General features: G+C 64.4%; 19 protein-coding genes and 2 pseudogenes. 11 read left to right on the top strand and 10 right to left on the bottom strand.

Annotated elements, in window-relative coordinates; translation table 11 throughout:
- Window positions 1-3: 3 nt before the first annotated feature.
- Window positions 4-537, bottom strand: a complete 534-nt coding sequence (locus G9473_RS14960; RefSeq protein ID WP_291134446.1) for a UPF0262 family protein — start codon at window positions 535-537, stop codon at window positions 4-6.
- Window positions 538-684: 147 nt separating this feature from the next.
- On the opposite strand from G9473_RS14960, the gene G9473_RS14955 reads away from it, so the two are divergent.
- The 4 genes from G9473_RS14955 (at window position 685) to G9473_RS14940 (ending at window position 4,764) form a co-directional block, all read left to right on the top strand.
- Window positions 685-2,196 (top strand): replicative DNA helicase, encoded by a 1,512-nt coding sequence (locus G9473_RS14955; protein WP_291134445.1) that lies wholly within the window; start codon window positions 685-687, stop codon window positions 2,194-2,196.
- Window positions 2,197-2,292: 96 nt separating this feature from the next.
- Complete coding sequence (gene rpoZ, locus G9473_RS14950) at window positions 2,293-2,637, top strand: DNA-directed RNA polymerase subunit omega (protein WP_291134443.1); 345 nt, start codon at window positions 2,293-2,295, stop codon at window positions 2,635-2,637.
- A gap of 198 nt (window positions 2,638-2,835) precedes the next feature.
- The gene (locus G9473_RS14945) at window positions 2,836-3,567 is read left to right on the top strand and encodes a ParA family protein (protein ID WP_291134441.1); all 732 of its coding nucleotides are present in this window, start codon (window positions 2,836-2,838) and stop codon (window positions 3,565-3,567) included.
- Window positions 3,568-3,675: 108 nt separating this feature from the next.
- Complete coding sequence (locus G9473_RS14940; protein WP_291134440.1) at window positions 3,676-4,764, top strand: DUF3667 domain-containing protein; 1,089 nt, start codon at window positions 3,676-3,678, stop codon at window positions 4,762-4,764.
- Between the two features lie 69 nt (window positions 4,765-4,833).
- Here G9473_RS14940 and ftsH read toward each other — a convergent pair whose 3' ends face one another.
- Window positions 4,834-6,810 carry an ATP-dependent zinc metalloprotease FtsH gene (gene ftsH / locus G9473_RS14935; RefSeq protein WP_291134437.1) on the bottom strand — a complete coding sequence of 659 codons (1,977 nt, stop codon included), beginning with the start codon at window positions 6,808-6,810 and terminating at the stop codon, window positions 4,834-4,836.
- A 112-nt stretch (window positions 6,811-6,922) separates the two neighbouring features.
- The gene (locus tag G9473_RS14930) at window positions 6,923-7,573 is read right to left on the bottom strand and encodes a TetR/AcrR family transcriptional regulator (protein WP_291134434.1); all 651 of its coding nucleotides are present in this window, start codon (window positions 7,571-7,573) and stop codon (window positions 6,923-6,925) included.
- 92 nt (window positions 7,574-7,665) lie between these two features.
- On the opposite strand from G9473_RS14930, the gene G9473_RS14925 reads away from it, so the two are divergent.
- From G9473_RS14925 to G9473_RS14910, 4 genes are read left to right on the top strand one after another with little or no spacing between them, the layout of a single operon-like run.
- Window positions 7,666-8,802, top strand: coding sequence for an FtsX-like permease family protein (locus tag G9473_RS14925; RefSeq protein WP_291134432.1), 1,137 nt, complete (start codon window positions 7,666-7,668; stop codon window positions 8,800-8,802).
- Window positions 8,799-9,533, top strand: coding sequence for an ABC transporter ATP-binding protein (locus G9473_RS14920; protein WP_291134431.1), 735 nt, complete (start codon window positions 8,799-8,801; stop codon window positions 9,531-9,533). Before G9473_RS14925 ends, G9473_RS14920 begins: the two co-directional genes overlap by 4 nt.
- Window positions 9,534-9,569: 36 nt before the next feature.
- Complete coding sequence (locus G9473_RS14915; RefSeq protein ID WP_291134428.1) at window positions 9,570-10,577, top strand: efflux RND transporter periplasmic adaptor subunit; 1,008 nt, start codon at window positions 9,570-9,572, stop codon at window positions 10,575-10,577.
- Window positions 10,574-12,019, top strand: a complete 1,446-nt coding sequence (locus tag G9473_RS14910) for an efflux transporter outer membrane subunit (protein ID WP_291134427.1) — start codon at window positions 10,574-10,576, stop codon at window positions 12,017-12,019. The genes G9473_RS14915 and G9473_RS14910 overlap by 4 nt, the downstream gene beginning before the upstream one ends.
- An 8-nt stretch (window positions 12,020-12,027) precedes the next feature.
- Here G9473_RS14910 and G9473_RS14905 read toward each other — a convergent pair whose 3' ends face one another.
- Window positions 12,028-12,486, bottom strand: coding sequence for a MaoC family dehydratase (locus G9473_RS14905; RefSeq protein WP_291134425.1), 459 nt, complete (start codon window positions 12,484-12,486; stop codon window positions 12,028-12,030).
- On the bottom strand, window positions 12,486-13,568 hold the full coding sequence (locus G9473_RS14900) for a CaiB/BaiF CoA-transferase family protein (RefSeq protein WP_291134423.1): 1,083 nt from the start codon (window positions 13,566-13,568) through the stop codon (window positions 12,486-12,488). The genes G9473_RS14905 and G9473_RS14900 overlap by 1 nt, the downstream gene beginning before the upstream one ends.
- 249 nt (window positions 13,569-13,817) lie before the next feature.
- Between G9473_RS14900 and G9473_RS14895 the strand changes: the two genes are divergently transcribed.
- Both G9473_RS14895 and G9473_RS14890 read left to right on the top strand, forming a co-directional pair.
- Window positions 13,818-14,318 carry a hypothetical protein gene (locus G9473_RS14895; RefSeq protein ID WP_291134421.1) on the top strand — a complete coding sequence of 167 codons (501 nt, stop codon included), beginning with the start codon at window positions 13,818-13,820 and terminating at the stop codon, window positions 14,316-14,318.
- Window positions 14,319-15,043: 725 nt separating this feature from the next.
- A complete protein-coding gene (locus G9473_RS14890) occupies window positions 15,044-15,481 on the top strand; it encodes a hypothetical protein (RefSeq protein ID WP_291134418.1) in 438 nt (145 codons plus the stop codon).
- Window positions 15,482-15,601: 120 nt separating this feature from the next.
- Here the strand turns inward: G9473_RS14890 and G9473_RS14885 are convergent, their stop codons facing one another.
- Window positions 15,602-16,411, bottom strand: coding sequence for a class I mannose-6-phosphate isomerase (locus G9473_RS14885; RefSeq protein ID WP_291134416.1), 810 nt, complete (start codon window positions 16,409-16,411; stop codon window positions 15,602-15,604).
- Window positions 16,411-17,490, bottom strand: coding sequence for a mannose-1-phosphate guanylyltransferase (locus G9473_RS14880; protein WP_291134413.1), 1,080 nt, complete (start codon window positions 17,488-17,490; stop codon window positions 16,411-16,413). Before G9473_RS14880 ends, G9473_RS14885 begins: the two co-directional genes overlap by 1 nt.
- A 126-nt stretch (window positions 17,491-17,616) precedes the next feature.
- On the opposite strand from G9473_RS14880, the pseudogene G9473_RS14875 reads away from it, so the two are divergent.
- Window positions 17,617-18,340: pseudogene (locus G9473_RS14875) on the top strand (transposase).
- 137 nt (window positions 18,341-18,477) lie between these two features.
- On the opposite strand, the gene wecB reads toward G9473_RS14875, so the two are convergent.
- From wecB to G9473_RS14855, 3 genes and pseudogenes are all read right to left on the bottom strand, one after another.
- The gene (wecB, locus tag G9473_RS14865) at window positions 18,478-19,620 is read right to left on the bottom strand and encodes a non-hydrolyzing UDP-N-acetylglucosamine 2-epimerase (RefSeq protein ID WP_291134411.1); all 1,143 of its coding nucleotides are present in this window, start codon (window positions 19,618-19,620) and stop codon (window positions 18,478-18,480) included.
- Window positions 19,617-20,921: a UDP-N-acetyl-D-mannosamine dehydrogenase gene (gene wecC / locus G9473_RS14860; RefSeq protein ID WP_291134409.1), complete on the bottom strand. Its 1,305-nt coding sequence runs from the start codon at window positions 20,919-20,921 to the stop codon at window positions 19,617-19,619. Before wecC ends, wecB begins: the two co-directional genes overlap by 4 nt.
- Window positions 20,922-21,133: 212 nt before the next feature.
- Window positions 21,134-21,852, bottom strand: a pseudogene (locus G9473_RS14855) (IS5 family transposase).
- Window positions 21,853-21,918 lie beyond the last annotated feature (66 nt).

Here is a 21,918-nt window from a genome sequence, read left to right as displayed (position 1 = left end):
CCTTCAGCCCTTGATGTGGAGGACGCAGATCAGCGTGAACAGCCGCCGCGCGGTGGGAAAATCGGTCTCGACCTTGCCCTCGAGCCGTTCGAGCAGCAGTTCGGCCGCATTGTTGTGAATGCCGCGCCGCGCCATGTCGATCGTCTCGATCTCGGCCGGGGTCGCCTTGCGGATCGCCTGGTAATAGCTGTCGCAGATCGCGAAATATTCGCGGATCGGGCGGCGGAACCTCGCAAGTCCGATGAGCAGCGTTTCGAGCGGCTGCTCGGCTTCATCGGCGATGTCCATCGCCAGCCGCCCGTCGCGCACCGAGAGATGGAGGCGGTAGGGCCCCTTCGCCCCGCGCTCGGCGCTGCGCACCGGCTTGAAGCTGTTTTCCTCGATCAGGTCGTAGATCGCGACGCGCCGTTCCTGTTCGACATCGGCATTGCGCCACAGGATCGTTTCCTCGTCGAGCGAAATATGTGCGATTCGGTGCGCGTCCGGGGATGAGCCCGGCGCAGGCGGCACGCTAGAATCGGGCGGCGGACTGACCATGACGAAATGCCTTCGCAGATCGCGGGGAGGTTATTCAAGCACTTCGATTCGCCATCCCCGCTATCCACAGCGCCCGGCACCCTCGCGAAAAATATATTGCCCGCGCGAGCCTTGCCAGGAGCTGCCAAGCGGGCGCATTGATAGCCCATGCCCGAACCCGAAAAGCTCGCCCTCGTCACCTCGGACGATTCCGCCGAACCGCGCCGCCTGCCGTCCAATCTCGAAGCGGAGGCGGCCTTTCTCGGCGCGGTGCTGATCGACAACAAGGTGATCGAGGAACTGCAGGTGCCGATTCGGCCCGAGCATTTCTTCGAGCCGCTCCACCAGCGCATCTACGAGCGCATTCTCAAGGTGATCGATCGCAACGCGACCGCCTCGCCGGTGACGCTGCGGCCCTATTTCGAGGCCGACGAGGCTTTGAAGGAACTGGGCGGGACGACCTATCTCGCGCAGCTCACCGCGAACGGGGCGGGCCTGCTCGCCACGCGCGAACTGGCCCAGCAGATCTATGACCTCGCCCTATTGCGCGAACTGGTGACGGTCGGGCGCTGGCTCGTCGAAGGCGCGCTCGACACCTCCGAGGAGATCGGCCCGATGGAGCGCATCGCCCAGGCCGAAGCCGACCTGTTCAAGGTCGCCGAAGGGGCCGAGACGGGCAGCACGGTGTCGAGTTTCCGCGAAGCCTCGATGACCGCGCTCAAGATGGCGGAGGCCGCACTCAATTCGGGCGGCGGGCTGTCGGGTAAGACGACCGGCATCGACACGATCGATTCGAAGACCTCGGGGCTTCACAATTCCGACCTCGTCATCCTTGCCGGCCGGCCGGGCATGGGCAAGACCTCGCTTGCCACCAACATCGCCTTCAACTGCGCCGAGGAACACCTGCGCTGGCTGTCCGAAGGGGGCGAGTTCAACTACGGCGCGCCGGTCGCCTTCTTCAGCCTCGAAATGAGCGCGGACCAGCTCGCCACCCGCATTCTCGCCGAACAGGCCGAGATTTCCTCCGAATCGCTGCGCAGCGGCAAGCTGACGCGCGAGGAGTTCCAGCAGCTTTCCTTCGCCAGCCAGCGGCTTGCCGAGCTGCCGCTCTATATCGACGACACGCCCGCGCTGACCATCGCCGCCCTGCGCAACCGCGCGCGGCGAATGAAACGCAAGCACGACATCGGCCTCATCGTGGTCGACTATCTCCAGCTGCTGCAGGGATCGGGCCGCGCGAACGACAACCGCGTGAACGAGATTTCCGAGATCAGCCGCGGGCTCAAGACGCTGGCCAAGGAATTGTCGGTCCCGGTGATCGCGCTCTCGCAGCTTTCCCGCGCGGTCGAGCAGCGCGACGACAAGCGCCCTATGCTCTCCGACCTCAGGGAATCGGGCTCGATCGAACAGGACGCCGACATGGTCTGGTTCATCTACCGCTCGGATTATTACCACTTGCTGGTGAAACCGGACACGCCCGACGGCTCCTCCTCCGAAGAAGTGCGCGAGAAGTATCGGGCATGGGAGGAAAAGCACGAGGAGCTGGTCGGCAAGGCGACCCTGATCGTCGCCAAGCAGCGCCACGGCTCGACCGGCAACGTCCCGCTCCATTTCCAGAGCGAGATCACCAAGTTCACCTCGCCCAACACCCGCGACTATTCGGATTACGGCTACGAATAGCGCCGGCCGGGCCGGGGCGCGTATCCTTGACAGGAAGCGGCGCTGCGCCTAGCTCGCAAGCTTTCCTGAAGTCCCGGACAATAAAGAGACACGCCCATGGCACGCGTTACCGTTGAAGATTGCGTCGACAAGGTTCCGAACCGCTTCGACCTCGTCCTGCTCGCCGCCCAGCGTGCGCGCGAAATCTCCGGCGGCAGCGAGCTGACGATCGACCGCGACCGCGACAAGAACCCGGTCGTCGCCCTGCGCGAAATCGCCGAACAGACCATCCGACCCAAGGATCTTGAGGAATCGCTCATCGTCGGCCTGCAGAAGATCCTGCCCGACGACGAGGACGATGCCGACGAAATCGGCTCGCTCAGCCAGTCGGCCGAGGCGCTGCGGATCACAGCGTCGGCGCCGACCCGCTCGACCTCGATCGGAGCCGATTACGACGGCTGAACCGCTTTCGTAGCGGATAGAGACAGGTGAAAGGCCGCCCTTGTGGCGGCCTTTTTCTTTGGCGCATGATCTTGCGCAGGGTGACAACATTCTGACTGCACCGGGAGCGGCTTGCCTTTGCGCAGCGAAGGTGCGACGAAATTGCCTGTAATCGAAACGTAACAATAGAAGCGAGGCGACAGGGAGCAAGGCGGCCGCATGGCGACGATCGCGATCTATTCCGTCAAGGGCGGCGTCGGAAAGACGACCTTCGCGGTCAACCTCGCCTGGTGCGCGGCGCAGATCTCGCGGCGGCGCACGCTTTTGTGGGATCTCGACGCCTCGAACGGGTCGGGTTTCCTGCTTGGTGTCGACCCCAAGAAGAAACGCACCGCCGACACGGTCTTCGCCGCCGAGCGCAATCCGGCCAAGCTCATCCAGAAGACCGGGATCAAGAACCTCGACCTGCTCCCCGCCGATGAAAGCATCCGCACGCTCGGGCGACAGTTCGACACGCTCGGCAAGAAGAAGCGCCTCGCCAAGCTCACCCAGACGCTGTCGAAGGAATACGACCGGATCGTGTTCGATTGCCCGCCAGTGCTCAACGAGGTGAGTTCGCAGGTCATGCGCGCCGCCGACCTGGTGATCGTGCCCCTTCCGCCCTCGCCGCTTTCCGCGCGCGCGTTCGATCTCGTGGTCGAGGAAGTGCGCGGCTCGGGCAAGGGACACCCGCCGATCCTGCCGGTGCTTTCCATGCTCGACCTGCGCCGTTCGCTGCACAAGCAGGCGCGCGAGGCCAATCCGAACTGGCCCGTCGTCCCGCTCGCCAGCGCGATCGAGCAATGCGCGGTCGAGCGCAAGCCCGTCGGGGCCTTCGCCCCCCGCTCGCCCGCCGCGCGCGCCTTCGCGCACCTGTGGGCGGCGATCGAGCGCAAGCTCGCCGAGAAATAATGGTCCGCCGGTCGCGCGGGTTTGGCATCGCCGACGCGCGCTCTATAGTCGCCCGAAAGCGGGCCTCGCAGGTCCGCGCGACGTTCCATCTCGAAACGGGGCCAGGCGATGAACGAGGTGACGGAAGGACTTGGGGGCGTCGTCGAAGGCGCGCTGGTCGGAGGGGCGGTGGAGCCTGCGCGGGGGCGGATATCCGGCGATCCCGCCCAGACCGTCACCTGCGCCAATTGCGGAACCGTCTTCACCGGCAATTACTGCCCGAATTGCGGCCAGAAGGCGCATCTTCACCGCACTCTCACCGCGATCGGGCATGACCTTGTCCACGGCGTCCTTCATATCGACGGCAAGCTGTCGCGCACCCTGCCGCTACTCGCCTTCAAGCCGGGCAGGCTGACCCGCCGCTACATCGAAGGCGAACGGGCCAGCTTCGTCAGCCCCATGTCGATGTTCCTGTTCAGCGTCTTCGCCATGTTCGCGGTGTTTCAGATGGTGGGGCTTTCCACCCCGACCAACCTCGATTTCGGCGGGACTGCCGAGCGTATCCGAACGGACAGCGAAGCGCAGGTCGAGAAGATGCGCGCAGAAATCGCCTCGCTCGACGAAAACGACCCCCTCAGAGCGCACCGCCAACGCGAAGTGGAAGTGATCGAATCCTTCCTCGGTGACAAGCCTTCCGAAAGCGCAGCCGAAACGGAGGCGGCTGCGGGGACCGGGGACGCGCAAGGCGAAATCGACCTACGCAATCTCAGGATGAACGTCACGGGGATCGAGGAATTCGACCAGGGCCTCGTCAAGAAGTGGCGCGAGAACCCGGGGCTGATGCTCTACAAGTTGCAGGCGAACGGCTACAAGTTCAGCTGGCTGCTGATCCCACTCTCAATACCCTTCGTCTGGCTCATGTTCGCATGGCGGCGCCGCTTCAAGGCGTATGACCACGCGATCTTCGTGACCTATTCGCTCGCCTTCATGTCCTTGCTGTTCATCACCCTGTCGCTGCTCAACGCGGCGGGATTATCACTCGGCTGGACCTTCGGCCTGTTTGCGATCGCCGCGCCGCTCCATCTCTACAAGCATTTACGCTATAGCTACGGCCTCTCGCGCTTCTCGACCCTGTGGCGGTTCTTTGCGCTGCAGGTCTTCATGCTGATCGTTTTACTGCTGTTCCTGCAGGCGCTGCTGCTGCTCGGCGGATTCTGATCGGGCCGATGGCAAAAGGGCGTCCGGACCCTGTCCGAACGCCCTTTCGTGTATCGGCTTGAGGCAGGCTCAGGCGCCCTGCGGTTCCGGGCCGCCGGTGTCCTCGGCACCCTTGCCGCCGAAACGCTTGCCCGCCTTTGGAATGGCCGAGCCGTGCGGCGGGCGTGTGAAGGCCGGGCCGCGCGGCTCATTCGGACGGTCGATCTTGCCGGTGTCGAGCAGGGTCTTGATTTCGTCGCCGGTCAGCGTTTCGTATTCGAGCATCGCCTGGGCGAGCAGGTGGAGCTGGTCCTCGTGCGTCTTGAGGATGTCGGTCGCCCGCTTGTGCGCACCTTCGACAAGAGACTTGATCTCGGCATCGATCAGCTTGTTCGTCTCCGCGCCCGCCATGGTGCGCTGGGTCTGGCCCATGCCGAGATAGCCCTCCTGGCTGCTCTCATACTGGAGCGGGCCGAGCTTGTCGCTCATCCCCCACTTGGTGACCATGTTGCGCGCAAGATCGGTCGCGTACTGGATGTCGGACGAGGCACCCGAGGAGACCTTGTCGTGGCCGAAGATGATCTCCTCCGCCACACGCCCGCCCATCGCGACCGACAGGTTCGCGTGCATCTTGTCGCGATGGTAGGAATAGCTGTCGCGCTCCGGCAGGCGCATCACCATGCCCAGCGCGCGACCGCGCGGGATGATTGTCGCCTTGTGGATCGGGTCGGAAGCCGGTTCGTGGACCGAAACGATCGCGTGCCCCGCCTCGTGATAGGCGGTCATCTTCTTCTCGTCGTCGGTCATCACCATGGAGCGGCGTTCCGCGCCCATCATGACCTTGTCCTTGGCGTCCTCGAATTCCTGCATCGCGACCAGCCGCTTGTTGCGGCGCGCAGCGAGCAGGGCCGCCTCGTTGACGAGGTTCGCAAGGTCCGCGCCCGAGAAGCCCGGCGTGCCGCGCGCGATCGTGCGCGGGTTCACGTCGGGAGCGAGCGGCACCTTCTTCATGTGGACGCCGAGGATCTTCTCGCGCCCGTCGATGTCGGGGATCGGGACCACGACCTGGCGGTCGAAGCGGCCCGGACGCAGCAGCGCCGGGTCGAGCACGTCGGGACGGTTGGTGGCGGCGATGATGATGATGCCTTCGTTGGCCTCGAAGCCGTCCATTTCGACGAGCAGCTGGTTGAGCGTCTGCTCGCGCTCGTCGTTCGAATTGCCGAGCCCGTGGCCGCGCGAACGGCCGACCGCGTCGATTTCGTCGATGAAGACGATGCACGGCGCGTTCTTCTTGGCCTGTTCGAACATATCGCGCACGCGGCTCGCGCCGACGCCGACGAACATCTCGACGAAGTCCGAACCCGAAATGGTGAAGAAGGGCACACCCGCCTCGCCCGCGATCGCGCGCGCGAGCAGCGTCTTGCCCGTGCCGGGCGAGCCGACCAGCAGCGCGCCCTTGGGGATCTGGCCGCCGAGCTTGGAGAAACGCTGAGGATCCTTCAGGAATTCGACGATCTCCTGCAGTTCCTCGCGCGCCTCGTCGATGCCGGCGACATCGTCGAACGTGACGCGGCCCGAACGTTCTGTCAGCATCTTGGCCTTGGACTTGCCGAATCCCATCGCGCCACCGCCGCCGCCCTTCTGCATCTGGCGAAGAGCGAAGAAGGCGATGCCGAGAATGAGGATGAAAGGCAGCGACTGGATCAGCAGTAGCAGCAGCACGTTCTGCCCCTCGCGCGGCTTGCCCGAGAATTCGACGCCGTTCTCTTCGAGCAGGCGGGTGATCTCGCTGTCATTGGGAACGGGGACGGTCTGGAATGTCTCGTTGTTGCGCAGCGTGCCGGTGATCATGTCGTCGCCGAGCTGGACTTCCTTGACCTCGCCTTCGACCACCGCCTCACGGAATTCGGAATAGCGGATCTGCGTGCCCGAAGGCTGCCCGGCATTGCCGAACAGCGACACGACCAGAAGCAGGGCGAGGAAGATCCCGCCCCAGATCATCAATTGCTTGACCCAGGGGTTCGGCCCGCCGGGGGGCTGCTGGTTGGGATCGTTCTGGTCGGCCATCGTCTGGATTCCTTTCTGCCCCGCCAATGTAGGTCCGCGCGAATGAATGGCAAGATAATGCGTGCCACGGGGCACCGTGCGTATCTACGCGGTCCAGCTTGCGTTTTTCCGATCAGAGCGAGGCGCTTTCCTCGGGCGAATAGGCAGCGAGAAAGACATCGACCGCGCGCTCGATCCGCTGGAGACTTTCCTGTGGGTCCGGGCGCGCGCCGAAACGGCGGTCGAGATCGCCCATGCCCTTGCACATCGAGACGAACTGTTCGGCAGCGATCGCCGGGTCCGCGATGAGGAGTTCGCCAGCCTCGGCGGCGTGTTCGAGAAACGCGGCGAACTCCGTCTTCATCCGCCACGGTCCGGCCTCGAGGAAGGCCCGGCCAAGGTCGGGATCGCTTTCGGTCTCGGCGGCGATGCGGTGTTCGAAGCGGATCATCTCGGGCCGCGCGAGGAAGGCGACCATCGCCTCGCCGATCGTTCTCAGCCGTTCGCGGATCGTCCCCTCCCCCGCCTGCGAAATCGAGAAATGGCCGCGCATCTTGTCGCATTCGCGGTCGACCGAAGCGGCGAAGAGCGAGCGCTTGTCGCCGAAATGGTTGTAGACCGTGACCTTGGAGACGCCCGCATCGGCGGCGACCTGTTCGATCGAAGTCGCGGCGAAACCGTGATCGAAGAAACTGCGGGTGGCCGCCTCGAGAATCGCTGCGCGCTTCGCCCGGTCGGCCGGGCGACCGGCTCTCCTTGATGAGGGCCGAGGGGCGGTTGACAAGATGAACGGCTCCGTTCAGTTAAACGACACCGTTCAATAATGGCCCGAATCGCCCGGCCATACAAGTCACCACCGGACAGAAGGTTCCTCCCATGCTCTGGATCGCCATCCGAATGCTGACCGGCGATGCCCAGAAATTCTATGGCCTGCTGTTCGGGATCGCCTTTTCGACCCTGCTCATCACCCAGCAGCTGACGATCTTCGTCAACCTGATCGAGCGCGGGGCGAGCGGGGTCTACAATGCGCCCGAGGCGGAGATCTGGGTGATGGACCCAGTCAGCAGGACGACCGAGGTGAACTACGCCATGCCTTCGACCGCGCTCGACGAGGTGCGCTCGGTCGAAGGCGTCGAATGGGCCGTGCCGCATCTGCGCGCACCCGCCTCGGTCCGCACGAGCACGGGCGACCTCGAAGGGGTGGAGATCATCGGGGTGGACGATGCGACCCTGATCGGCCTGCCCGAAAGGCTGGTCGTCGGCGACAAGCGCATCCTCTACCGGCCGGACACGGTGCTGATCGACGATTTCGGCGTGTTCAACCTCTTCGCGCCGGGCGAGGATGCGATCGGGGCACGGCTCGAATTGAACGACCAGCGGGCGGTGATCCGCGGCGTGACCGATGCGATCCCCTCCTTCACCAGCCAGGTGACGCTCTACACCACCTACAGCCGGGCGCTGAATTACGTGCCGGGCACGCGCAATCGCCTGTCCTTCGTGCTGGCCGGGGCGAGCGAGGGAGAAACGGCGGAAGCGGTCGCCGCGCGGATCGAGCAGCAGACCGGGCTGAAAGCGCTCACCCGGCCGCAATTCGCGCAGAACGGCATCGACTTCATCATCGAGAACACCGGCATCCCGCTCAATTTCGGGATCACCGTGGCGCTCGGCTTCATCGTCGGGGTGGCGATCGTCGGACTGACCTTCAGCCTCTTCATCCGCGACAACATCAAGCAGTTCGGCGCGCTGAAAGCGATCGGCGTGACCAATGGCAAGATCGTGACGATGGTCGCGGCGCAGGCGGCGATGGTGGGATCGATCGGCTATGCGCTGGGCGTGGTCGGCACGGTGCTTTTCATCTGGGGCTTTTCGGGCAATCCGACCTTCAAGGGCTTCTACATCCCCTGGCAGATCCCGCTCATCAGCCTTGTCGCGGTGGTGCTGATCCTCGCGCTGACCGGCTGGGTCGGCCTGCGCAGCGTGCTCAGGACCGAACCGGCGGCGGTGTTCCGGTGAGCGCATCCGCCGCCACCTCAGCCGAAACGCGCGAAGCGGCGATCAGCGCGCGCGGGATCGTGCGCGATTTCGAGGCCGGGCAGACCACCATCCGCGTCCTTCACGGGATCGACACCGACATCCGCTCGGGCGAGCTCACCTACGTCGTGGGCGAAAGCGGGTCGGGCAAGACGACGCTGATTTCGATCATGTGCGGCATCCTGTGGCCGACCGAGGGCGAGGTGCGCGTGTTCGGGACCGACATCTATGCCCTGTCCGACACCGACCTCGTCAATTTCCGGCTGAAGAACATCGGCTTCATCTTCCAGCAGTACAACCTCATCCCCTCGATCGACGTCGCCGCGAATGCCGCCGTGCCGCTGATCGCGGGCGGCATGGGCCTCGCCGAAGCGCGCGAGCGGGCCATGGTCCTGCTCGAGAAACTGGGCATCGCCGACCAGGCCGGCAAGCTGCCGAGCCAGCTTTCGGGCGGCCAGCAGCAGCGCGTCGCGATCGCCCGCGCGCTGGTCCACGAACCGCGCCTCGTGGTGTGCGACGAGCCGACCGCCGCGCTCGACGCGCGTTCGGGCCGGCGGGTGATGGATCTCTTGCGCGAAGTCGCCGTCGCTCCGGACCGCGCCTGCATCATCGTCACCCACGACAACCGCATCTTCGACCTCGCGGACCGCATCCTCGTGCTCGAGGACGGGCGCGTGACCCATGACGGGACCGAGATGCCGGAGGACGAATGAACACCCCCGCCCCTTTCTTTCACGCCAGAGGATCGCATGGCCCTTCTTCCCGCTAACCTCAGCTTTTCCCGGCAGGTCCTGCCCTTGCTCGCGCTGGTCGGGATGCTGCTTGGCGTCGCCTACATCGCCACGACCCTGCCCGACCGCCGCACGGCCGAGCCCGCCGAACAGCCGCCCAAGCCGGCGGACGAACTGGCCGAGGGGCCGCGCGTCGCGGGCACGGGGCTGGTCGAGCCGGCGAGCGAGATCATCGACATCGGCTCGGCGTTGTCGGGCCTGGTGACGCGAGTGAATGTCGTGCCGGGCGACCGGGTCGCGGCGGGCGACGTGCTGTTCGCGGTCGACCCACGCGCCGCCCGCGCCCAGCTCGCCGAGGCCGAGGCGGCGATCCGCGAAGCGCGCGCCGCCATCGCCGAGGCGCGCGCCGCGCGGGCGACCGCGCGCGAACAGCTCGCGCTTTACGAGGCGATAGAAGACCCCGCAGCGGTCAGCCGCGCCGAGGTGATCCGCGCCGAGGGCGAGGAAGCCGCCGCGACCAGCCGCCTCAACCTCGCCCGCGCGCGCCTGGCGGCGGCCGAGGCGCGCGCTGCGAGCGTGCGCACCGACCTCGACCGCCTGACCGTGCGCGCGCCGATCGCGGGCGAGATCCTCGCGGTCAACGTGCGTCCCGGCGAATTCGTCGCGACGCAGGGCGGGGGCAGCAGCGTGCCCTTCATCCAGATGGGCCAGACCGACCCGCTCCATGTCCGCGTCGACATCGACGAGAACGAGGCGGCGCGGGTCGAGATCGGCGCGCCCGCGATGATCTCCCCGCGCGGGGCGGCGGAAATCCGCGTGCGCGCCGAATTCGTGCGCGCCGAGCCGCAGGTCGTCCCCAAGCGCCAGCTCACCAACAGCGCCGCCGAGCGGGTCGACGTGCGCGTGCTCCAACTGATTTATGCACTTCCGGCAGAGGCGCGCGAGAGCGATGCCTTCCGGGTCGGCCAGCAGGTCGACGCCTTCATCCCGGCGACGGGCGAACACGGCGCGGGCGAGCAGGAATGATACCGTGCCGCTCGCCCCGCGCGATCCTCGCACTCGCGCTCCCGCTGGCGCTCGCGGCCTGCGGCCTCAAACCCGCGCCCGAGGTCGCGACCCCGCCGCCCGCGCTGCCTGGCTCCTTCTTCTACGCGCCCGAAAGCGCCGAAAGCGCCTCGCTTGAGAGCCTGCTCCCGCGCGAAGACCCGGCGTTCGCCGCGCTTGCAGGGACAGCGCTGGAGAACGCGCCGACCCTTGCGGAGGCACTCGCACGCCTCGATGCCGCGCGCGGGCGGGCCGCTCGCGCCGGGGCCGAGCGCCTGCCCAACGTCACCGCCGATGCGAGCATCCGCGAACAGCGGATCAACCCCGCCCAGTTCGGCGAGGCGGGTGCCAGCGGGCTCATTCCGCGCAATCTCACGCAATACGGCGCGAATGTCTCGGCGAGCTGGGACCCCGACATCTTCGGCCAGCTGCGCGCTTCCGAGCGCGCCGCGATCGCGCGGGTCGATGCGGCGAGCGCGGAGGCCGCGGCAGTGCGCAACGCGCTCCTCGCCGAGATCGCAGCGAACGTCATCGACTGGCGCACGCTCGATGCCCGTCGCGCCGCGATCGAGGCCGACGAGGCGGCGGCGCAGCGCCTCGCCGCGCTCGCCGCAACGCGCGAGGAAGCGGGGCTGGCTCCCGGTTTCGACCGGGTCCGGGCCGAGGCGCAGGCGAGCGCCTCGCGCTCGCGCCTCGCCGCGCTCGAAAGCGAAAAGGTGCGGATCGTCGGGCAATTGGTGAGCCTGACCGGCGTGGACGCGGCGCGCGTCCGCGCCGCGCTCGCCCTGCCCGAACCCAGCGCCGACCTGCCGCAGGCCCCGGCGGCGCTGCCGTCCGAACTGCTCGCCAACCGGCCCGACGTGCTCGCCGCGGCGGCCGCACTCGCCGCAAGCGATGCCGACCTCGCCGCCGCCTCGCGCGCGCGCTTCCCGCGCTTCACGCTGTCGGGAGTGATCGGCCTGCTCGCCTTCGATCCGGAAGACCTGTTCGACAGCAATTCGATCGTCGGCAACCTCACCGCGGGCGTGGCCGGGCCGCTGCTCGATTTCGGGCGGATCGAGGCCGAGATCGACACCGCCGCTGCGGGCAAGCGCGCCGCCTTCGCGGCCTACCGCGGCGCGGTCTTCCGGGCGCTGGGCGAAGCGGAGACGGGCTATGGCCTGATCGCGGCGAGCACGGCCGAAGCCGCGCAGGCGGTCGAGGAACGCGACAGGCTGGAACGCGCGGCGCAGCTGGCCGATGCGCGCTACCGCGCGGGGCTGGCCGATTTCCTCACCGTGCTCGAAGCGCGCCGCGCCGCCGATGCGAGCGGCGAGCGCGCGGCAGCGGCGATCGGGCGGGCGCGGCGTGCGCGGGTGCTGCTGTGGCAGGCGCTGGGCGGCGATCCGCCATCGGAACGCCAAGGTGGCCCCACCACGGAATAGGAGCGCGCTCAGTTCTCCGAAGGGGTGCGCTGTAGCAACGCGGTGCGCTCGCAGCGGCAAACGGTCTCTCCGCGCTGGTTGAGCATTTCGTGGACGAAGGTGACGATCCCCGCATCGGGCCGCGACTTGCTCTCGCGCAGCTCCTTGACCTCGGTCACGGCATGGAGCGTGTCGCCGATGAAGACCGGCTTGGGCGTCACGACATCGGTGAAGCCGAGATTGGCGACCAGCGTGCCCAATGTCGTCTCGCCCACCGACAGGCCGACCAGCAGGCTGAAGGTGAAAGTCGAATTGACGAGGATCTGCCCGAACCCGCTCGCCTTCGCCGCCTCGGCGTCGAGGTGGAGCGGCTGCGGGTTGTGAGTCATGGTCGAGAACAGGAGGTTGTCGGTCTCGGTCACCGTGCGGCGGATCGGGTGCTCGATGCGCATCCCCACCTGCCACTCGTCGAAATACTTGCCCGCCATCAGTTGCCGGCCTTCCAGCGCGCGACCACGTCCGCGCCGTCCTCGGCGCTCGAGCGGACCGCGCCCGGCGTCCGACTGAAGCGCGGCGCGGGGGCGGTGTGCCATTCGCCGTCATGTTCGACGAAAGTGCCGCGCGCCTTCATGTGCGGGTGCTCGCGCGCCTCATCGATGTCGAGCACGGGGGCGAAACAGGCGTCCGACCCTTCGAGCAGTTCGCACCACTCGTCGCGGGTCTTCGTCCTGAAGAGCGCGGCGAGCTTCTCGGCGTTCTCCTCCCATCTGGAGACGTCCATCTGGCCTTCGGCAAGCTCCGCCGGAGCGCCCGCCCTGGCGAGCATCTCGGCGTAGAACTGCGGTTCGATCGAGCCCAGCGAGATCTCCTTGCCGTCGGCGCAGGTGAAGCAGCGGTAGAAATGTGCGGCCCCGCCGAGCATCCCCTTGCCGCGCTCGGTCGTCACGAAAGGCCGCCCGCGCACGCCGAAGAAGAAGCTCATCAGGCTGGTCGCCCCATCTACGATCGCGGCATCGACCACCTGCCCCTTGCCCGACTTCTCGCGTTCGTAGAGCGCGGCGACGATGCCGAAAGCGCAATACATCGAGCCGCCGCCGAAATCGCCGACGAGGTTCTGCGGCGGGATCGGCGGCTCGCCCGGCTTGCCCACTGCGGAAAGCGCGCCGGTCAGTGCGATGTAATTGATGTCGTGCCCGGCGGCATGGGCGAGCGGGCCGTCCTGCCCCCAGCCGGTCATCCGCGCATAGACGAGGCGCTCATTGGCGGCGAGCAGCTCTTCGGGTCCGAGCCTCAGCCGCTCCATCACGCCGGGGCGGAAGCCCTCGATCAGCACGTCAGCCCGCGCGGCGGCGTCGCGGCAGAAAGCCTTGCCCTCGTCGCTCTTGAGATCGACCGCGACGCGGTGGCGGGCGCGTTCGACCACGGGGTTCGAGACCGCGCTGCCCGGCCGCTCGATCTTCACCACCTCGGCACCGAGGTCGGCGAGCAGCATGGCGACGTGCGGCCCCGGTCCGATCCCGCTGAATTCGATAACTTTAAGGCCGGCGAGCGGCCCCGACAACTGGCTCATTTGGCATTCTCCCTTTGAACGCCTCTCTGGCGCGCTGCGGGTGCCAGAGCAAGGGGCAGGTTCGAGGCGCGCCTTGATACTGATAGGCGCGGGGCTCGGGGCTCCTTTTCGAGCCAGAACTTGCAACCGGTTGCAGGCAAGCACGAGCCGAGGCGAACATCGAATTGGGTTCGTTTGGAAATCGATTATCCCAGTGGACAAGGCGCGACTTCTGATCGCCGAAGGGTGCAATCACGAATCGCGATCCTTATGAGCCTGACGATGACCAGCGACCGACAAAAAGAAGCCAACCGACGCAATGCGCAACGCAGCACGGGCCCCAAAACACCCGAAGGTCGGCTCGTGAGCAGCCGGAACGCGACACGACATGGCGTACTTAGCCAAAAGGCGGTGGCATTTCCTGAAGACGAAGAACTCTTTAGCTCCCTTCTAGATGACTTGATGGAAGAGCATGTGCCTGTGACGAGGACCGAGAAAGCTCTTGTCGAGAGATTGGCAGTTCTTTTCTGGCGGGAGCGCCGGCTTGCCCAATCGGAAAGCCATATATTGAAAGCGGAAGCAGGCCTCAGTGGCGATATATACAACGACATTGAAGTCCAACGGTCTGGGGGAGCGTCACCACTCAAGCTGATCGATCATCTTCTGGTGGGCCGATATCAGACGATGCTCACCAATCAGGTTTCCCAAACACTTCGCGAATTGCGCTCCGAGCAAAATAGGCGCGCCATAGATATTGATCAGGATGATTGAATATCCAACTCAATCGCATACTTTTTCATCTGTTTCATAGTGACTTTTTATTTTCTATATATAGTATAAGATGGAAATAATTTATAGACTTTGATTTATATTTCTTTTATCAGGCGCTGCGCAGTAAATAATTTCGCGGGCGCAATGGCCTTCGGGCGCAATTTCGGCGGTTTGCACGCCCGAAATTAAGCTGCAGCGTCCGTGCCTGGTCAAGCATGCGCCAGGCCCACCCCCTCGAACCAGGCTAAGTGCCCCCACCGCACTGCCCGATTCTTTTGTAGGCGCGCTCAGACCAACGTTGTCAAACACGCTCGGCCGGCCATGGCCCGCCCCGTCGCGCGTCATACGGGTGGTCTCGCTAGAGGCTGTCGGTCGAAACGCCTTGCCCGAGCTCGCCGCCCTATCCTTGGCAGCTCGTGGTCCGCCCACGCGATGTGGGACATGCACCTTCGTCTCCGGCAGATCAATCTGGATATACGTGACTTAGATCGCACCGACATTTTTTTGATTCCTGCGAATCTCGAGTGCGCTCGAACGATCGCTGAACCCCAAATTTAGCTCACCCTTGTCCGCGCCTGAAAGCTTCGCTCTGCCGCGGGAAGGACTAGTGCCTGGCCGGACGAAACGTATCGGCTCAAGCAATTGATTTTCATGCTTTTTTAGTTGCAGGCCTGATGTCAGCTGCTACATTTGCAGAGCTCAAATCAGGAACGAAGGAGAAACAAATGAGCATCCCAGCCGAACCCACCATCGTCGACGTCTACCGCATTTGCACCGAGCAAAGCGGCAAGGACTTTGAAGATCTTCGCGATCGGGCCGCATACGTAGATTTGGTCGGCGCCCTTCCCACTCACCTTCGCCCGGGCTTTACTCGAGCGCTCTCGCTCATCAGCTGGCTGCCGAGAGAATCTGCAGGCGGGCGAAAAAAGTCTTTCCCCTTCAAAGTGAAAGACGACGCCCGCAAGCTCTTAAGGCTTGAAGAGCATCCGATGATCAGGAAAGCACGTCAACTTGAAGAAGCCGGCTACGAAATCCCGCGCCCGGACCTTAAGAGAAAGCGTAACGGATATGGCCGCGTCTTCATGAGAAGGGGAGACAACTGGATCATCGTGAAGAGCGACGGGTCGACGCTCGAACCCAGGCTCCTCAAGCACGAGGGTTAAGGAAGCGCCCGGCCCGGGAATGCTTCCACGGCATTCTCTGGCCGGGCTGACCCACGAGCGAATAGAATTTGCGCTTCAATGGAAACTCCGAAGTAGCTATCGTGCGCAAATCTCAACTGCTCAAGTCGGGCGGACCAGCAAGCTCACCGTGGCTTCAGCGAAACTGAGGGCGCTGAGAGTGGGCGCGTAAAGGCACTCGCCCGGCCCTGCTCTCGCGTCTCCACCTATTCCATGGATCCGGCCTTCGAGGGGTAGGGCAAACAGCGGGCCATCGTAGATGCTCGCCACTTCATCTGAGGGCTTACCCTCAATTCGATCTAATCGGAAAAAAGGGCCGTCAATCAACCGCACACCGCGCTCGGCGACGGTGCCGCGGTGTTCGGCCGGATAGGGGCTGCCCATAGCCACCGCGAGGGCCCGGTCGAGGTGAAGCTCGCGCGGGCGACCGTAGTCGTAGAGCCGAAAGGTGGTGTCGCTCGCCTGCTGAACCTCGACGAGCGCCAAGCCAGGTCCGATCGCGTGGACGGTGCCCGCTGGCAGGTAGAAGATATCGCCGGCCCGCGCGTCATGCCATTCGAGCAAGCCCTCGATGGAGCCGTCGCGCGCGGCCGCCTCGATTCGTTCGGGTGCAAGGGTGTCGCGAAAACCGATCGCGAGGCGCGCACCAGGCTCGGCTTCCAGGACGAGCCAGCATTCCTCCTTACCAGCCTCGTCCGGCAAGGCATCGGCATCGGACGGATGAACCTGAACCGAAAGTTTCTCCGAGGTAAACAGGTACTTGATCAGCAGATTTGGCAGTTCAGGAGGCGGCTCGAACCAAATCTCGCCTATGCGCGTGCCAGCCGGGGCGGCGAAGGGTTCGGGCAACTGCTTGCGGCCCCAAACCTTCTCCACCATCCGGGTCTGGAGTTGGCGAACCGCCGTATTCATTATCGGCAAGGCCCCCTCGTCGGCGTCTGCTGGTTGACGGCACCGGGGAGCTTGCCGACACGTTGCGCCCCTTCGCGTGTCGTAACCAGAACCTCTCCATCCGACACTATGACGCAGACGTCTTCCAGCCCGACGGCGGAAATCCTCGGCCCGTCGGACATCGCCAGAACCCTGCGGCAGCTGTCGAAATCGGCATGTCCACGCACAACATTGCCGTCCGAATCGCAGAACTTTGGCTGTGCCGCGAGCGCATCGGACAGCGCGGCCCAATTGCCGATGTCGGACCAGCCCATGTCGGCACGCACCATCGCTGCGCGATCTGTATTCTCCATGAGCGCGTAGTCGATCGACTCGCCGTCTATGGCCGCGAAGCTTTCATGATCGGGGCGAAAACCCCTGCCTTCTTCCTCGCCCCGTTCGACTGCCTGACGCACGAGATCGTGCATCTGCGGCCTATGCCGCGCCAGTTCGTCGAGCAGGAATCCAGCCCGAAACGCAAAAATACCCCCGTTCCAGCAGTATTCGCCGGTTTCGACATAGGCTTGTGCCGTTGCCAAATCGGGCTTTTCGACGAAGCGAGCTATTCGGAAACCGCCCTCGAGCGGCTCGCCTCGTTGAATGTAGCCGTAGCCTGTTTCGGGATAGGTGGCGGCGATGCCGAAGGAGACCAGCCAGTCCTGATGGGCTAGATTTGCCGCAGTCGCAGCGGCTTCGCGAAAAGCACCGTCATCGGAAATGTGGTGGTCGCTCGGACAGACAAGCATCACGTCCTCAGGCTGCAGCAGGGCGGCGGCGAGGGCGATGGCGGGGGCAGTGTTCTTCGCGACAGGCTCGATCACGAGCCGCTGCACGGCGCACGCCTGGCTTGCGATCAATTCCCGATGGGTCGCACCCGCAACGATCATCGGGGCGGCGAAGCGCCTATCTCCCACGACACGCTTCTGCGCGGCTTCGAATAGGGTTTCCTCTCCGAGAAGAGGCAGGAAAGGCTTGGGACGGACGTGTTTACTGGCTGGCCATAGGCGCGTGCCGCCTCCGCCGCAGAGGATCACGGGATAGATCAAGCCGGAGACATTCATCGGCTAACCATAACATCCCACGAAAGCATGGCCACCCAGATTCGTTAATCTCCCACCTGAAAACTGGACCATTTGCCGGTAGAGTTTTCAGCCGTAGATTTCCTTGGCTGGGCGAGGAGGTTTGGCGTGAAGACATCGAAGTTCACGGACGCTCAAAAGGCGTTCGTCATCAAGCAGGGCGAGGAACGAACTCCGGTCGCTGAGATCTGCCACAAGGCGGGTATCAGCCAGGCAACCTACTTCAACTGGAAGAAGAAATACGCGGAGCTGCCGTCCGAGATGCGGCGGCTGCGGGAGCTGGAGGACGAGAACAGCCGAGTCAAGAAGATGTCGCCGGACGCTCGATCGAGAGATGCTGCAGGATGTCATCAAACGGAGTCGAAGACGGCGAAGCGTAGACAAAGCTCTGAGGCCGGATTGCAAGCGCGAGATTATCGACGCGGTTCGGCAGGACTGGCAGGTGACGATCCGCAGGGTATGTTCGGCTTTGCAGTTCGATCGTTCGACCTATCACTACCAGTCCCGCCGCACCGATCCGGCCTTTCTGAAGAAGCGCATCAGGGAGATCTGCGAGACGCACGTCCGCTACGGCTACCGGAGGGTCTATTACATCCTTCGCCGCGACGGTTGGCACGTGAACCTAAAGTGCCTGAATGCGCACTGGTCCCTGAACTTGCAAGATGCTTCCGAAAAGCTGGAGACCTGGCGTAGACACTGTAACGAAGAGCGGCTGCATAGCACGATCGGAAATATCCCACCGATCATGCTGGCAACCTCAGCCGGTGAAACCAGCCCAGCGAACCTGAGCAAGGCGGAAAAATCCAGACCCGAGCGGTCCAAGGTTGGGTAGCAAGGCACTTGGCGTCGGACTCTACCGGCAAAGGGTCACATTTCAGGGGAACAGGTCATTGATTACTATTTTACGGCGCTGGTTTATCTCCACTTCGCAGGATGCCCTGGGCACAGCCCAAATTGGCTCTGCGGACATTACTGCCGACAAGTCTGCCCGATAATCCTCGCGATACGGCGGCTTGCCGTTCCATCCCCATACGGATTGCAAGCTTTGGCCATCTGCTCCCAAGCGGAGCGATCCTCGATCAAATTGGTGGTTTCGGCGACTATCCTGTCGCTGTGCGCGCCCACCAGTTTTGCCGTCCCTGCCGCAATGCCTTCCGGCCTCTCGGTTGTATCGCGCAATACGAGAACCGGTTTGCCAAGGCTGGGCGCCTCTTCCTGCACACCTCCAGAGTCGGTCAGCACGATGTCGCTCGCTTCAATCATCGCGACAAAGCTGAGGTAATCGAGCGGGTCGATGAGCGCGATATTCTCTATGCCATAAAGCGCCGACTTCATGACATCTCCCACGTTGGGATTGGGATGGAGCGGGTAGATGATCCCCACATCCTCGCGCGCCGATAGGGAGCGTAACGCAGCTGCGATTTCGCGCATACCATAGCCAAAATTTTCTCGCCTATGTGCCGTGACGGCGATGATTTTCCGGCCAGCAAAGCGGCCGGAGAGCGATCGGATCTCAGGAGCAAGTTCCGGATTGGCCCGTAGCCTGGCCCGCGCTGCCAGAAGCGCATCAATCACAGTGTTGCCCGTTACATGTATAGCTTCTTGCGGAACATTCTCTGCAAGAAGCGCGGCAGCAGCAGCTTGCGTCGGTGCGAAATGCAGATCAGCAACGGCGCCAGTGACCTTGCGATTCACCTCTTCGGGCCACGGCGCGTAAATGTCCCCGCTCCGCAGGCCCGCTTCGACATGGCCGACGGGGATGCGGCGGAAATAGCACGCGAGCGTCGCCATCATCGTCGTCAGAGTGTCGCCGTGGACAAGCACGCGGTCGGGCCGTTCGGCATCGAGCGCCGCGCCGAAGCGGGTCACGATCCGCGCGGCCAGTTCGTCAAGGGTCTGCCCCTGCTGCATGATGTCGAGATCGAGATCAGGTACGATCCCGAAGACCTCCAGCACCGAGTCAAGCATCTCGCGGTGCTGCGCCGTGACAACCACCCGCACGTCGAAGCGCCCGCATTCCCGCAGCGCATTGACCACAGGGGCCATCTTGATCGCCTCCGGCCGCGTCCCGAAGGTCACCAGAATGCGGGGGCGAACGCCTTGCGCGCTCATCGCGCGAGCATCCCCCTGGTGTCGAGCACCATCCGCCCGGCAAGGTCTGCGGTCGAGAGGTGCTTGAATGCAGTGTGGTCGACGAGCACGACGACGATTTCCGCTTCCCTGATTGCTTCGTCAAGTGTGGCAAGTTGCGCGCCCGTCCCAGTGAGCTCTTCCGGAAGGTCGTTGGTGAAGGGTTCGACGACGAGGATCCGGTCCCCCTCGTCGCGTGCGAGGGTCGCGGCGATTTTCAGGGCGGGGCTTTCGCGGAAATCGTCGATGTCGGGCTTGAAGGCCAGGCCCAACAGGGCGACCTTGCCGCCCGGCGCGGCCTCGAGCATGGCACGGATGCGGTTCTCGCTATGCACGACCTTGTTGTCGTTGACCTCTCGCGCGGTGCGCACCATGCGGGCAGTGTCCGGCGCGGCGGCGACGAGGAACCACGGGTCGACCGCGATGCAGTGCCCGCCGACGCCGGGGCCGGGCTGGAGGATGTGCACGCGCGGATGCCGATTGGCGAGGCGGATCACCTCCCACACGTCGATCTCCATCGCATCGGCGATCATCGAGAGTTCGTTGGCGAAAGCAATGTTGACGTCGCGAAAGCTGTTCTCGACCAGCTTGACCGTCTCCGCGATGCGGGCATTGGTCAAGAGGCAGTCGCCCTTGACGAAGCTGTGATAGAGCGCCGCCGCCCGCGCTGCACAGGACGTTGTGATCCCGCCGATAACCCGGTCGTTATAGACCAGCTCGGTCACGATCTTTCCCGGCAGGACGCGCTCCGGGCAATAGGCAAGCGCGATGTCGCCGCCATCCTTGTCGCCGAAGCGCGGCACGGCCAGATCGGGGCGGGCCTTGGCGATGATGTCGGCCACGCGCTCTGTCGTGCCGACCGGCGAGGTGCTCTCCAAGATGATGCAGGCACCCGGCAGGAGGCGAGGCGCGATCGCGCGGGCTGCCGCCTCAACACAGGAGATGTCGGGTGCGTTGTCGGGGCCGAGCGGGGTCGGGACTGCGATCATGTAGAAGTGGGCGGTCGGCACTTCGGTTGAAGCGACAAGCAGCTGCGCCCTGGCCGCGCGGCGCACGAGGCCGTCGAGATCGCGCTCCTCGATGTGGACACCGCCTGCGTTGACCGTTTCCACGACCCTTTCGGAAACGTCGACCCCACACACGCTCCAGCCGTGGCTAGCCAACACCGCTGCGGTTGGCAGGCCGATATAGCCGAGGCCGATGACCGCGACCTGATGGTCGGGCGTAGGCTCTCGCGCCGCTTCTGGGGCGATTGCACTTGTTGCTTCGAAAGGTGCGTTCATCGGTCCGTCGCTCTTGTGGTGCGAACTGCAATTGACCGGGAGGGCTTAAAATCGCGTTAGGCTTGCCCTGTCCTTCACCATTGGGACGCAGGGCGAACCGGCGAGGCGCGGGAGGTTTGTTGATGAAAGTCATTCGGAGTGATCCGAGACGGAAATCCCCGGCGCGAGCGAATGCTGCGACAAGGCGACGAAGAGACTAGCCCGTAGACTCATTACGCGGCGCATTGGATACGGGTGCAGATGAGTTTGACGGCGGCGAGGTAGTTTTCGGGGCACTTATCGTAGCGCGTGGCGATACCCCAGAAGTGTTTGATACGGTTGAAGAAGCGTTCGACGAGATTGCGCTGCCGGTAGAGCCAGCCTGAGAAGGCGAACCGTCGCTTGCGGTTGGACCGCAATGGGATGTTGGCCTAGGCGTTCTTGGCACCGGCAGTTTCACGGATGGCGTTGCTGTCATATTCCTTGCACCGAGGAGGGTCGCTCCCTCCGGCATCGCCTCCAGAAGCGCCTCGGCTTCCTAACTATCGTGGACCTGCCCGCCAGTCAGTCGCAGGGCAAAGGGACGACCGTCAGCATCAACGAGGGCATGGATCTTGCTCGTGAAGCCGCCTCGGGAACGTCCCATGCCGCGATCTTCAGATCCCCCTTTTTACCCGTCGCACCGTGCTGGTGGACGCGGACACAGGTGGAGTCGATCATCACGCTCTCGCCTTCGAAGGCAGCGGAAACCGCAGCGAGCAGCCGGTCCCACACCCCGGCCTTGCGCCAGCGGACGCACCGGTTGTAGCAGGTCGTCGAAGGGCCATAGCGCTCGGGAATCTCGGGCCACGGTGAGCCAGTGCGGAACCGCCAGAGAATGCTGTTCAGCACGCGCGGGTCATCAACCCGGGGAACACCCCGCGGCTTGTTCGGCAGCAGGTGGCTCGTTAATCGACCTTTCCTAATCTGTCAGTTCGTACCGCCGCCGCGTCATCCAAAGCTCCCATGCAATCAGGAG

Origin of the sequence: Erythrobacter sp. (assembly GCF_011765465.1) — a bacterium.
In the GTDB taxonomy this organism is placed as follows: Bacteria; Pseudomonadota; Alphaproteobacteria; order Sphingomonadales; family Sphingomonadaceae; genus Erythrobacter.
This window is presented reverse-complemented; position numbering and strand designations above follow the sequence as displayed.

Bases quoted from the DNA above. Each gene is read 5' to 3' on its own strand.
- G9473_RS14940 (WP_291134440.1), top strand. From the start codon at position 3,676: ATGAACGAGGTGACGGAAGGACTTGGGGGCGTCGTCGAAGGCGCGCTG.
- G9473_RS14880 (WP_291134413.1), bottom strand. From the start codon at position 17,490: ATGAATGTCTCCGGCTTGATCTATCCCGTGATCCTCTGCGGCGGAGGC.
- wecC (WP_291134409.1), bottom strand. From the start codon at position 20,921: ATGAACGCACCTTTCGAAGCAACAAGTGCAATCGCCCCAGAAGCGGCG.
- G9473_RS14925 (WP_291134432.1), top strand. From the start codon at position 7,666: ATGCTCTGGATCGCCATCCGAATGCTGACCGGCGATGCCCAGAAATTC.
- G9473_RS14895 (WP_291134421.1), top strand. From the start codon at position 13,818: ATGAGCCTGACGATGACCAGCGACCGACAAAAAGAAGCCAACCGACGC.
- G9473_RS14905 (WP_291134425.1), bottom strand. From the start codon at position 12,486: ATGGCGGGCAAGTATTTCGACGAGTGGCAGGTGGGGATGCGCATCGAG.
- G9473_RS14955 (WP_291134445.1), top strand. From the start codon at position 685: ATGCCCGAACCCGAAAAGCTCGCCCTCGTCACCTCGGACGATTCCGCC.
- rpoZ (WP_291134443.1), top strand. From the start codon at position 2,293: ATGGCACGCGTTACCGTTGAAGATTGCGTCGACAAGGTTCCGAACCGC.
- G9473_RS14900 (WP_291134423.1), bottom strand. From the start codon at position 13,568: ATGAGCCAGTTGTCGGGGCCGCTCGCCGGCCTTAAAGTTATCGAATTC.
- G9473_RS14890 (WP_291134418.1), top strand. From the start codon at position 15,044: ATGAGCATCCCAGCCGAACCCACCATCGTCGACGTCTACCGCATTTGC.
- G9473_RS14960 (WP_291134446.1), bottom strand. From the start codon at position 537: ATGGTCAGTCCGCCGCCCGATTCTAGCGTGCCGCCTGCGCCGGGCTCA.
- ftsH (WP_291134437.1), bottom strand. From the start codon at position 6,810: ATGGCCGACCAGAACGATCCCAACCAGCAGCCCCCCGGCGGGCCGAAC.
- G9473_RS14915 (WP_291134428.1), top strand. From the start codon at position 9,570: ATGGCCCTTCTTCCCGCTAACCTCAGCTTTTCCCGGCAGGTCCTGCCC.
- wecB (WP_291134411.1), bottom strand. From the start codon at position 19,620: ATGAGCGCGCAAGGCGTTCGCCCCCGCATTCTGGTGACCTTCGGGACG.
- G9473_RS14910 (WP_291134427.1), top strand. From the start codon at position 10,574: ATGATACCGTGCCGCTCGCCCCGCGCGATCCTCGCACTCGCGCTCCCG.
- G9473_RS14945 (WP_291134441.1), top strand. From the start codon at position 2,836: ATGGCGACGATCGCGATCTATTCCGTCAAGGGCGGCGTCGGAAAGACG.
- G9473_RS14885 (WP_291134416.1), bottom strand. From the start codon at position 16,411: ATGAATACGGCGGTTCGCCAACTCCAGACCCGGATGGTGGAGAAGGTT.